An 11,871-nucleotide genomic window follows, 5' to 3' on the forward strand; every position below is an offset into this window, starting at 1 on the left:
GCGGCCCCGCGGCGCTGGATGACACCGGACGGACCACGGCCCGCCCCCGCCCGACGAGTCCACACCCGACGAGCCCCCGCCCGACGAGCCCACGAGCAGCACCACACCGAGCAGTCCACCAAGGAGTCGATCCCCCATGGCGAGCGATGTGCCGACGGGTCATGTGTCCGATCTCGACTGGCTGATGAGCGGCCTCGTCCAGCGCGTTCCCCACACCAACAGCGCCGTGCTCCTCTCCTCCGACGGCCTCGTCAAGTCCGTCCACGGACTCGACGCCGACAGCGCCGACCACATGGCGGCCCTCGCCTCCGGGCTCTACTCGCTCGGCCGCAGCGCCGGTGTGCGCTTCGGTGACGGCGGCGACGTACGGCAGGTGGTGGTCGAACTCGACTCCACCCTCCTGTTCGTCTCGACCGCGGGCTCCGGCACCTGCCTCGCGGTGCTCGCGGGCCGCGAGGCAGACGCCGCCGTCCTCGGCTACGAGATGGCCATGCTCGTCAAGAGCGTGCGCCCCTACCTCGTGACCGCACCCCGCCAGCCCGCGGCCGAGCCCTCGGCGATGAGGAATTGAGGGTGACCGCCCCGCAGGAAGGGCCATGGCTCGACGGTGCGGCAGGCCGGCTCGTGCGCCCGTACACCGTCAGCGACGGGCGCACCAGACCGAGCACCTCGATGGACCTCCTGTCCCTGGTCATGGCCACCGGGGCGACCCCCCTCGGCTACCTCGGGCCGGAGCACAGCCAGGCGCTCGACCTGTGCGCGCACCCCACCTCCGTCGCGGAGATCGCCGGCCACCTCGGCCTCCCCGCGGCCGTCACCAAGGTCGTCCTCTCCGACCTCGTCGACTGCGGTGCGCTCACCACCAAACCCCCCACGTTCCACGACAACCCCACTGACCGGTCCCTACTGGAGGCAGTGCTCGATGGACTACGACGACAGCTCTGACCCCTTCCCCACCGCACTGAAGATCTTGGTCGCGGGCGGCTTCGGGGTCGGCAAGACGACTTTCGTCGGCGCGGTCAGCGAGATCGCTCCGCTCAGCACCGAAGAGCTGCTCACCACCGTCAGCGCCGCGACCGACAACCTCGACGGCATCGAGAACAAGGTCGAGACGACCGTGGCCATGGACTTCGGCCGCATCACCCTCGACCCCGAACACGTCCTGTACCTCTTCGGCACCCCCGGCCAGGAGCGGTTCTGGTTCATGTGGGACGAACTCTCCGAAGGCGCACTCGGCGCGGTCATCCTCGCCGACACCCGCCGCCTGGAGGACTGCTTCGCCGCCGTCGACTTCTTCGAGGAGCGCGGCATGGGCTTCATCGTCGCGGTCAACGAGTTCGACGGCGGCTACCGCTACGAACCCGAGGAGGTCCGGGCCGCCATCGACCTCGACCCCGGGGTGCCCGTCGTCCGCTGCGACGCGCGCATCTCCAGCTCCGGCATCCAGACACTGCTCACCCTGGTCCGCCATCTGCTCGCCCACGCCTCGCCCGCGGGGGCCCGCACGTGAGGTGCGCGGAGCGGGGAGCGGCCGCATGACCTACGACGCGACCCGGCGCCTCCTGCTGACCCCGGTCGACCGGGAGGGCGCCGAGCGCTCGGTCCTGCTGCGCCGCCTCGATCTGGGGCTGCGCCCGGAACCGTACTTCGACGCGTTCGCGGACCGGCTCGCCGACGTGACCGGCGCCCCGTACGCCATGGTCAACTTCATCGACGAGAACCGCCAGTTCTTCGCGGGCCTGCACACGCCCGACGGCACCCGGCACGGCGGTGAACTCGGCGCGGCGGCGGCCGAGTCCACCGGCGCCGGGTCGGGCCGCTACATGGCGCGGGACCACGGCTATTGCCCGCACGTCGTCGTGCGGCGCAAAGCGCTCGTCCTCGAGGACGTCTGCGACTACCCGAGGTTCGCGGGCAACCCGGTCGTCGACGAGATAGGCATCCGCTCGTACCTGGGCGCTCCGCTGCTCGACGACGGCTCGGGCCTCGCGCTCGGCACCGTGTGCGTGGTGGACACGTCCCCGCGCGCGTGGGGGAGGGCCGGCCTCACGACGATCAAGGCGCTGGCCGGTGAGCTGATGGGGGTGGTACGGGGGCGGGGGCATCTGCTGGGGCCCGGATAGTCGCGCGAGGCCGTGGTCGGGACCGGCCGGTCTGTAGGAAAGCTGCGGCGCCGGTTAAGAAAACCTCGATGGACCTGGGGCGGCGCGGTACGGAAGAGTCTGGGGCGGCGATCGGATCGATCGCCGCCCCAGACTTTTTCGTACCTTCCGCAGCCGGCGGGCCGCTTCGCCGTGCCCGCGTGCGGTACGACGCCACGACAGACGCCAGCACAGACGTCACCACAGACGTCAGCACAAACACCACCACAGACGCCACGACAGGAGCCGAGCCGTTGAAGGCACTGGTCAAGGAGAAGGCCGAACCGGGACTCCGGCTGATGGACGTGCCGGAGCCGTCCGTCGGCCCCGGCGACGTACTGATCAAGGTCAAGCGGACCGGGATCTGCGGCACCGACCTGCACATCCGCAGCTGGGACGGGTGGGCGCGGTCGGCCGTCAGCGCGCCGCTCGTCCTCGGCCACGAGTTCGTCGGCGAGGTCGTGGAGACCGGCGGTGCCGTCGCCGACATAGCCGTCGGCGACACGGTCAGCGGCGAGGGCCACCTGGTGTGCGGCAAGTGCCGCAACTGCCTCGCCGGGCGCCGCCACCTGTGCCGGGCGACGGTCGGCCTCGGCGTCGGCCGCGACGGCGCGTTCGCCGAGTACGTCGTGCTGCCCGCCTCGAACGTGTGGGTGCACCGCGTCCCCGTCGACCTCGACGTGGCGGCGATCTTCGACCCGTTCGGCAACGCCGTGCACACCGCCCTGTCCTTCCCGCTCGTCGGCGAGGACGTCCTGATCACGGGCGCGGGGCCGATCGGTCTGATGGCCGCCGCGGTCGCCAAGCACGCGGGCGCCCGCAATGTCGTGATCACCGACGTCAGCGAGGAGCGCCTGGAACTGGCCCGCAAGATCGGCGTAAGCCTCGCCCTGAACGTCGCCGGCTCCTCCATCGCCGACGGCCAGCGCACGCTCGGCCTGCGCGAGGGTTTCGACATCGGCCTGGAGATGTCCGGCAACCCCGTCGCGATGCGCGACATGCTCGCCAACATGACTCACGGCGGCAAGATCGCCATGCTCGGCCTGCCCTCGCAGGAGTTCGCCGTCGACTGGGCCCGCATCGTCACCTCGATGATCACCATCAAGGGCATCTACGGCCGCGAGATGTTCGAGACGTGGTACGCGATGTCGGTCCTCCTCGAAGGCGGCCTCGACCTCGCCCCGGTGATCACCGGCCGCTACGCGTACACCGAGTTCGACGCGGCCTTCGACGACGCGGCGAGCGGCCGCGGCGGCAAGGTCATCCTCGACTGGACCGTCTGAACACCGGCATCTTTCCCCCAGGGCTTCCGGACTTTAAGGACTTACGGCATGTTCGACAACGTACGCGCAGACCTCCAGGCCACTCTCGACGAGATCGTCGCCGCGGGCCTGCACAAGCCCGAGCGGGTCATCGGCACCCCGCAGTCCGCCACCGTCGGCGTGACGGCGGGCGGCCGCCCCGGCGAGGTGCTCAACTTCTGCGCCAACAACTACCTCGGCCTCGCCGACCACCCCGAGGTCGTCGCCGCGGGCCACGCCGCCCTCGACCGCTGGGGCTACGGCATGGCATCCGTCCGCTTCATCTGCGGCACGCAGGAGGTGCACAAGGAGCTGGAGGCGCGGCTTTCCGCGTTCCTCGGCCAGGAGGACACGATCCTCTACTCCTCCTGCTTCGACGCCAACGGCGGCGTCTTCGAGACCCTCCTCGGCGCCGAGGACGCGGTGATCTCCGACGCCCTCAACCACGCCTCCATCATCGACGGCATCCGGCTCAGCAAGGCCAAGCGCTTCCGGTACGCCAACCGCGACATGGCCGACCTCGAAGCCCGGCTGAAGGCGGCGGACGAGGCGGGCGCCCGCCGCAAGCTGATCGTCACCGACGGCGTCTTCTCCATGGACGGCTACGTGGCGCCGCTCGCCGACATCTGCGACCTCGCCGAGCGCCACGGCGCCATGGTCATGGTCGACGACTCGCACGCCGTCGGCTTCGTCGGCCCCGGCGGTCGCGGCACCCCCGAGCTGCACGGCGTCATGGACCGCGTCGACATCATCACCGGCACCCTGGGCAAGGCGCTCGGCGGCGCCTCCGGCGGCTACGTCGCGGCCCGCGCCGAGATCGTCGCCCTGCTGCGCCAGCGCTCGCGCCCGTACCTCTTCTCCAACAGCCTCGCCCCGGTCATCGCCGCCGCCTCCCTGAAGGTCCTCGACCTCCTGGAATCCGCCGGTGACCTGCGCGAACGCCTCGCCGCCAACACCAAGCTGTTCCGTACGAGGATGACGGCGGAGGGCTTCGACATCCTGCCCGGCGACCACGCGATCGCCCCCGTCATGATCGGCGACGCGGCGGTGGCGGCCCGGATGGCCGAGCTGCTCCTGGAGCGCGGCGTGTACGTGATCGGCTTCTCGTACCCGGTCGTGCCGCAGGGCCAGGCGCGTATCCGCGTCCAGCTGTCGGCGGCGCACTCGACCGAGGACGTGAACCGGGCGGTGGACGCGTTCGTGGCGGCGCGGGCGGAGCTGGGCTGACCTACCCCGGCCGGTGACGGGCACTCCGACCGGTTTGGGATAATCAGGACATGATCGAAGCGCGGCGGCTGCACATCCTCCGTGCGGTGGCCGACCACCGCACGGTGACGGCGGCTGCCGCCGCGCTGTACCTCACCCCGTCCGCGGTCTCCCAGCAGCTCACCGCCCTGGAGCAGGAGACGGGCCACAAGCTGGTCGAGCGCGGCGCCCGCGGCGTCCGGCTCACCGCCGCGGGCGAGATCCTGCTCACCCACACCAACGCGGTCCTCGCCCAGCTGGAGCGCGCCGAGGCGGAGCTCGCCGCGTACAGCACCGGCGAGGCGGGCACGGTGACACTCGCCTCCTTCGCCACGGGGATCGGCCTGGTGGTCGGCCCGGCCCTGGCCCGCCTCGCGCACACCGCGCCCGGCATCCGCGTCCGTGTCCAGGACGCCGAGGGCGACGCGAGCCTGCCGATGCTGCTCGACCGCCGGATCGACGTAGCCGTCGCCGTCGAGTACCGGGGCGCCCCGGGCGCCGACGACGACCGGATCACCAGGGTCCCCCTCTATGCGGAACCCTTCGACGCGGTGCTCCCGGTCTCCCACCGCCTGGCCGACGCCGACCGCGTACCGCTCGTGCCGGTGGCCGAACTGGCGAAGGACACCTGGATCGGCCCGTACCCCGGCAACCCCTGCCACGACGTGGTCGTCCTGGCCTGCGAACACGCCGGTTTCTCCCCGCAGTTCGAGCACCTCTCCGACGATTTCCGCGCGGTCGTCGCCCTCGCCTCTGCGGGCGCGGGCGTGGCCCTCGTACCGCGCTCGGCGCTGGTCGGCATGGACCTGAGCGAGGCCGTCGTCCGCCCGATCGAAGGGGTGGCGCCCACGCGGAAGGTGTTCGCGGCGGTGCGGCACGGGGCGGAGACGCATCCGCTGATCCGGCCGGTGATCGAGGCGCTGGGGGAGGCGGCGGGCAGCTGAGCCGAGCTGGGCTTCGCCGGGTTTGGTCGGGTTGGGCTTCGCCGGGTTTGGCTGGGCTGGGCTTCGCCGGGCTTAAGGTGCGGCTGATCCGGGCGGTCTGCTCGCGGACACGGTGAACGGCGGCAGCTCCCTCGGCCTGTGGCACGAGCGAAGGCCCGCCGTCGAGCGCGGCGACCTGACCGTGTGGATCGCCGAGGACGGGACCGGGACCTCGGCCCGTTGCGTCGGCGCGATCCCCCTGGCGCGCAGCGACAAGGCCACCGACTGCCACCGGGCCGAGGTGCTGATGTCGATGGTGCATGGTGCATGGTGCACAGCTCGGCGCGTCTGATCGGCAGGTGTGAGAGCGGAGGAGTACGCGCACGGCCCCGAATGTGCATGGAACACGTACGGGCATGGAACGCGTACGAGCACGGAGGGCGCCCGCCCGTCCGCGACCGTGCCCCACAAACTGCAGCCCGGGACCAGGAGCCGCCCCATGACCGACCCCGCGTACACCACCAGCGTGCTGAGCACCGGCGACGGCGCGACCGTGGCCACGTACACCTGGCTGCCCGAGGCAGCCAGGCCGCGCGCGTTCGTGCAGATCGCGCACGGCGCCGCCGAGCACGGCCTGCGCTACGACCGCTTCGCCCGCCACCTGACCGCGCAGGGCTACGGCGTCATCGCCTCCGACCACCGCGGCCACGGCGCGACGGCGCCGAGCACGGGCGGCTACGGTGTGACGGACGACGCCGAGCCCGGCACGGTCGACGCCTGGATCGCGATCGTCGAGGACCTCAAGGCCATCGGCGACCAGGCGCGGGCCCTCAACCCGGACGTGCCCTTCGTCCTGCTCGGCCACAGCCTCGGCTCGCTCCTCGCCCGCGAATACGCGCAGCGGCACGCGGACGACCTGGTCGGCCTGATCCTCTCGGGAACGTTCCGCTCGCTGCCCGGCTCGGACACCGAGGGCTCGATCGCGGCCCTGGAGGAGGCCATCGCCCGCGCGGGCCGCGCCGCACCCTCCTCCTACGTCACCGACCTCTTCGCCTCCTTCAACGACCCGTACGAGCACCGCACCGGCTTCGAATGGCTGTCGCGGGACGAGGCGGAGGTCGACGCGTACGTGGCCGACGAGCGCTGCGGCTTCCCCTTCGCGGCGGGCCTCACCCTGGACTGGGTCCGCGCCGTCCGCCGCATCAACGACCCGGCGAACCTGGCCCGCATCCCCGCCGACCTCCCCATCCACGTGGCGGTGGGCACCGAGGACCCCTGCAACCAGCGCATGACCCTCGTCCACGAACTCCTCGAGGACTTCCGCTACGCCGGTGTCACCGATCTGACCTGGCGCGGTTACGAGGGCGCCCGTCACGAAATCCTGAACGAGACGAACCGGGATGAGGTGCAGGCGGATCTGCTGGGCTGGCTGGACAAAAGGGTGCCGTAGCCGGGCGCCTGCCTTGGCCGGGGCGCTGTGATCGGCCGATGTCAGTGCCCTTGGTTACGGTGCTCCTCATGCCGGACGCCGAGGATGTACGCACCATCGCCCTGTCACTGCCGGAGACGACGGAGAAGACCGCCTGGTCGATGCCGACGTTCCGGGTCGCGGGGAAGATGTTCATCACGCTGCCCGCGGAGGAGACGTCGATCGCTGTGCGCTGCCCGAAGGTGGAGCGCGACGAGCTGGTCATGGCCGAGCCGGACAAGTTCTGGGTGGCGGAGCACGAGGCGTACTCCGCCTGGGTCCGCGCCCGGCTGTCGGCCCTCGACGACACGGACGAACTCCGGGTGATCCTCACCGACTCCTGGCGCCAGGCGGCCCCGCCCCGACTCCTGGACGCACACCCGGAGTTGGGTGCGCCGCCCATGGACTGAAATCGCCTGGGGCGGAGCGCGTGCACATGGCATGATCCGCCGGTGCGGCGGGCCGCGACATCCGCCGACATGACGAGGACGTGGCGCTACGAGGGGACGGACGGGCATGACGGGGGCGGGGGAGGCGGGCGACGCGGCGGGGACCGGGAAGACCGGGGAAGGCGCGAGAGGCTGCGACCAGTCGGGGAAGGCCGAAGCCGCCGCTCCTCGACCCCCCGGTACCGATAGCAATACGGGTACGGGTACGGATAAGGGCAGGGGTATCGGTATCGGTATCGGCATCTGGTCCCGCGACTTCGGCCTGTTCTTCACGGCGCGGGCCGTGGCCAAACTGGGTGACACGATGCTGCCCGTGGCGCTGGCCGCGGGTCTGCTGCAGTACGGGTACGGCGCGGGCGCGGTCGGTCTGGCGATGGCGTCGTCCGTAGCCTGTTTCGCCGGGCTCGTCATCTTCGGCGGAGTCTTCGCGGACCGCTTCAGCACCCGCTGGCTCATGATCGGCGCCGACGCGACCCGCCTCCTCACCCAGTCCCTGGCCGCGGCGATGTTCTTCACGGGCCACGTGGTGCTCTGGCAGATATGCGTCATAGGCGCCCTGAACGGTGCGGCGTCCGCACTCTTCCAGCCCGGCGTGGCCAGCACGGTGCCCCGTCTGGCGACCGACGTACAGGCGGCGAACGGCGCGATCCGAGTCGCCGAATCCGGCTCGCAGCTGGCGGGCCCCGCGGTGGCGGGCCTGCTCGTAGCCTTCGCGTCACCGGGCATGGTCTTCGCCGCACACGCGGCCACATACGCCTTGAGCGCACTCTGCCTACTCCTCCTACGCCTCCCGAAGCCACCACTCGAAACCGTCCGCCCGGCCGACAGCGGCTTCCGTGTCGACCTGACCCAGGGCTGGCGCGAATTCCGCTCGCGCCCGTGGCTGTGGGGCGTGATCGCGGTCTGGTGCTTCTTGATGATCGGCGCGTCGGGCCCGGCGATCCCGCTGGTCGCCACGCAGGTCACGCAGGAACACGGACCACGCGTGTACGGCCTGGTGAACTCGGCACTGGGCGCGGGCACCGTCATCGGCGGCCTGATCGCCCTGCGCCTACGCCCCCGCCGCATGCTCCGCGCCGGCTCCATAGCTTTGTTCGGCTTCGCCCTGTTCCCCGCATCGGTCGGCGCGGGCCTCGGCGTACCGGGGATGATGGCGGGCTGCGCGGTGGCGGGCGCGGGCACGTCGTTCTGGGGCGTGATGTGGGCAACCAGCGTCCAGACCCAGGTCCCCCACGACGTCCTGAACCGCATCCACGCCTATGACGTGGCGGGCTCCCTGGCCATGGCCCCGGTGGGCCAGGCACTGGCAGGCCCGGCGTCGAACGCGTTCGGCATCCACCACGTCCTACTGACAGGCGGCCTGGTAACGGTGGCCTGCGCCACAGCCCTCCTCGCGATCCCCCCGATCAGAAACCTCCCCCGAGCGGACACCGCACCCGTGCATTCCTCCCTCCCCACCACCAGGGACCCCGCCCAACGCGCGGCGCGACCGAGAACCCCCTGACCCATCCCCACCGCCGCCCCACCCCACAGCGATGCGCGACCACGCCCCCGAGTGCGGTATGGTTTCTGTGCACGTTCGGCCAGGGGGAAAGCCCAGGTCAGCGGGTATCGGGACGTGGCGCAGCTTGGTAGCGCACTTGACTGGGGGTCAAGGGGTCGCAGGTTCAAATCCTGTCGTCCCGACAAGTTCGAACGATCGAACGTCGCAGGTGAAGGGCCGTTTTCGAACGGCCCTTTTTCTGTTGCTCCCACGCTCCCAGGGGGAGCGTGGCGAGTGGGAGCGTGCTCCCACTGTCCCCTTGCCTGTTTGCTCCCACTCGCACGGATGCACACATATTCGATTCCTTGCGCGGGCGTTCACATCCGTGCCCGGTTTGTGACCTGTGGCTCCCCGTCGTATGGGTGGGTTTCTGGTTATGGGCTGGCGCTCTTGCTGCTGGTGGGGGTTGCTCCCAATGGGAGCGGGGTCGGGAGCGGCGACACCATGTCCGGAATCTGGGTTATGGGGGCGTGCGAAATCTTGACCCCAGTTCCGATTTCGAGTGGGTGGAATGCCGGTTTTCGGGGACGGCTGTTGCGTGACGCATGGAGATGTTGAACGCGGTTGGGAGTGGGTCGGCGGTCTGGCGATCAGCGCGCCGAGGCTGTGACGGGGCCTTCGGCGCTGTAATGCCGGACTCGCTGTTCTGTGCAGCACATCCGGCGTGTCCTATCGACTCCGCGTCCGATCAGATTGCGGCGCGGGTCCGGTGGCGAGTGGACGACGCGACGCGGGGCTGAGGTTCAGGGGGTGGTGTCGGGACGCTGTGCGCGTGAGAACGGTGAGCGCGACATGAAGAGGGTTCTCCGGTTGAGCGTCCGGCACTCGCCGCGGTCGAGAGTGAGTCATCGGAACGCCGTGCCAAGGAGGTAGGGGGCTTGGCTGCCGAGTCGATGTTTTTCCGATGACGCATCATGTGGAGTGCGTGGCGATTCTGGAGCCTGCGGAAAAGGGGCTCTGACCTGCGGCTTTGCCTAGCGGGGTGCGGGTTGCCCCGGTTTCTGCGGGCGGCTGCGGTCAGACGGCGAACATCGAGCCGTCGGCGGTCGGCAGTTCGGTGATCTGCGCGGGGACAGGCCGCCGGAGCGTGTGCTCTGTTCCGTCACAGCGCGGCGCATGCGCGTTCCCGTTCCGGCAGCGCCCGACAAAACATCTGCAACGACTCCTCGGCCCCGCGCTCATACCGGTTCATGACCTTCCCCAACCGGTTCCAGACCCGCCCCTCCGGCATCCGTATGCCCACGGGCTGCCCGAAGTGGGCCCTGCCCCTCGTCGAAGTCCACCCACACGGCACCGGCCCGCCGGGCGAGCACCTCCGTCACGTAGGCCCCGAGCCCGAACAGCAAGCCCCCCTGCCGCCGCATGTCGCACGCTTGTGTCCCGGCCTCAGACATGATGTGCACCCACCCCTTTCAATAGGTCAGCGGGCGAGTGCACTCAGGCATCACAGGCTTCTGTCATGTCGCTTCGCACGGCGAGATCGCGGAGCGCGTACGACTTTCCCGTCACTCGGGAGTCGCCCGGCGTTCCGCGCGCACGACCCGGGCTCACACCCGCGCCGGCCCGGCCGCTCCGGGAGGGAGCCTGATCACCCGATGGCGATCCGAGGATGCGCCCCCGGCTGAATCCATCCCATGATCCGGTCCATCGTGGCGCGCGGCACCGACACGCAACCGGCGGTCGACCCGGCCCCGTTGACGTGAAGGAAGGCCCGCGCCGCGGCCCGGCGTGGCGGGCCAGCGGTTGAAGTTGATGACGAGCGCCTTGGCGTACTGCGTCGGGTGGTCGATGAGGTGCTCGCTGCCACGGTCGCCGCTTTCGGTGAGCGGGAAGTCGACGCCGGACGCGCTGTGCATCGAGTTGTAGTATTTCGATTCGGGGTCCTCGACCCACCAGTGGCTCGAGTTCAGGCGTGTATAGGGCATGTTGGTGCCGCCCGCCTCGACCCCGAAGCCCTCGGTGAGGGTGTAGGTGCCGGAGGGCGTGGTGTATGTGTTTTGCCGCCGTGTCGCACCGTCGACGACCCCGTTGGACCCGACGCGGCCGGCGGTCGTGGACAGCACGGATTTCCAGCCGCTGGTCCCCTTCGCCCAGGCGGTCACGGTGGCGTACGAGCCGCTGGACTTCACGGTGATGACCTGGGTGGCGTTGCCCACGGTGACGAGGACGGGGAAGTTCGGGGCCGGTACGGCGGCAGGGGCCGACGTTCCGCGCGGCGCCGAGCCGGGCGTCGCGGCGTCCGCGTCCGCCCGGCTCGCGTGTGCGGAAGGCGACTTCACCGCGTCCCGTGCAGCGTAAGGCGCGGCCGACCTGCCGGCCGACGCAGATGCGGAAGGAGAAGCCGAGGGGGAGCCGGACCCTTCCGGCGACGAGTCGACACGGTCCCCCTCGACCCCGGGCGACACGACAGCAGCCGCCGAGCCGTCACCGTCGCCGTCGGCACTGCCCCCACAGCCCGAGACGAGGAACAGTGCCCCTGCGGTGGCGACGGCGGATCTGTGTATACGCGAGCGCGAACGTGTTCTGGGCAGCACGAAACGGCCTTTCGACAAGCGGGAGTTGAGTCGGAGGCCGTGGTTATACAACAGGCAAGGGGCTCTTTCGCAAGCGTGGGGACAGATCGGTCAAATACGTGGGGCTTGCGCGGATGTGCCTGTGGCCTGGCTCAGAGCCGGTCGGAGTTCAGCGTGCCCACCGCCGGGAGAGCGGGCGATTCCTGCTCATGTCCGTTGCGCCCCGGAGCCCTTGCGTCTTCCCCGCACCGTCGCCAGTTGATGCGCCGTGGAACCTTGAGACGCTGC

General features: G+C 70.5%; 12 protein-coding genes and 1 tRNA gene. 12 read left to right on the forward strand and 1 reads right to left on the reverse strand.

Features of this window, described 5'->3' with window-relative positions; all coding sequences use genetic code 11:
- The first annotated feature begins 136 nt into the window (after nt 1-136).
- The 12 genes from ACH4RC_RS03705 (at nt 137) to ACH4RC_RS03760 (ending at nt 9,213) form a co-directional block, all read left to right on the forward strand.
- Nucleotides 137-571: a roadblock/LC7 domain-containing protein gene (locus ACH4RC_RS03705; RefSeq protein ID WP_338702494.1), complete on the forward strand. Its 435-nt coding sequence runs from the start codon at nt 137-139 to the stop codon at nt 569-571.
- A gap of 2 nt (nt 572-573) precedes the next feature.
- Entirely contained in the window at nt 574-945 is a 372-nt protein-coding gene (locus ACH4RC_RS03710) for a DUF742 domain-containing protein (RefSeq protein WP_398194636.1), read from the forward strand.
- Nucleotides 923-1,510 carry a GTP-binding protein gene (locus tag ACH4RC_RS03715; protein ID WP_398194637.1) on the forward strand — a complete coding sequence of 196 codons (588 nt, stop codon included), beginning with the start codon at nt 923-925 and terminating at the stop codon, nt 1,508-1,510. The genes ACH4RC_RS03710 and ACH4RC_RS03715 overlap by 23 nt, the downstream gene beginning before the upstream one ends.
- 25 nt (nt 1,511-1,535) lie before the next feature.
- Entirely contained in the window at nt 1,536-2,123 is a 588-nt protein-coding gene (locus tag ACH4RC_RS03720; RefSeq protein WP_398194640.1) for a GAF domain-containing protein, read from the forward strand.
- 272 nt (nt 2,124-2,395) lie between these two features.
- On the forward strand, nt 2,396-3,424 hold the full coding sequence (gene tdh, locus ACH4RC_RS03725) for an L-threonine 3-dehydrogenase (protein WP_398194643.1): 1,029 nt from the start codon (nt 2,396-2,398) through the stop codon (nt 3,422-3,424).
- A 48-nt stretch (nt 3,425-3,472) separates the two neighbouring features.
- Entirely contained in the window at nt 3,473-4,669 is a 1,197-nt protein-coding gene (locus ACH4RC_RS03730) for a glycine C-acetyltransferase (protein ID WP_398194645.1), read from the forward strand.
- A gap of 50 nt (nt 4,670-4,719) precedes the next feature.
- A complete protein-coding gene (locus ACH4RC_RS03735) occupies nt 4,720-5,631 on the forward strand; it encodes a LysR family transcriptional regulator (RefSeq protein ID WP_398194646.1) in 912 nt (303 codons plus the stop codon).
- Between the two features lie 112 nt (nt 5,632-5,743).
- A complete protein-coding gene (locus ACH4RC_RS03740; RefSeq protein WP_398194648.1) occupies nt 5,744-5,962 on the forward strand; it encodes a hypothetical protein in 219 nt (72 codons plus the stop codon).
- A gap of 147 nt (nt 5,963-6,109) precedes the next feature.
- Entirely contained in the window at nt 6,110-7,060 is a 951-nt protein-coding gene (locus tag ACH4RC_RS03745; RefSeq protein ID WP_398194651.1) for an alpha/beta fold hydrolase, read from the forward strand.
- A 68-nt stretch (nt 7,061-7,128) separates the two neighbouring features.
- Nucleotides 7,129-7,488, forward strand: a complete 360-nt coding sequence (locus ACH4RC_RS03750; RefSeq protein ID WP_398194652.1) for an MmcQ/YjbR family DNA-binding protein — start codon at nt 7,129-7,131, stop codon at nt 7,486-7,488.
- Between the two features lie 106 nt (nt 7,489-7,594).
- Nucleotides 7,595-9,031, forward strand: coding sequence for an MFS transporter (locus ACH4RC_RS03755; protein ID WP_398194655.1), 1,437 nt, complete (start codon nt 7,595-7,597; stop codon nt 9,029-9,031).
- Between the two features lie 108 nt (nt 9,032-9,139).
- A tRNA-Pro gene (locus ACH4RC_RS03760) sits at nt 9,140-9,213 on the forward strand.
- A gap of 1,404 nt (nt 9,214-10,617) precedes the next feature.
- On the opposite strand, the gene ACH4RC_RS03765 is transcribed toward ACH4RC_RS03760, so the two are convergent.
- Nucleotides 10,618-11,226: a hypothetical protein gene (locus ACH4RC_RS03765; protein ID WP_398194657.1), complete on the reverse strand. Its 609-nt coding sequence runs from the start codon at nt 11,224-11,226 to the stop codon at nt 10,618-10,620.
- Between the last annotated feature and the right edge of the window lie 645 nt (nt 11,227-11,871).

Source organism: Streptomyces sp. NPDC016845 (assembly GCF_044332585.1).
Taxonomy (GTDB): domain Bacteria; phylum Actinomycetota; class Actinomycetes; order Streptomycetales; family Streptomycetaceae; genus Streptomyces.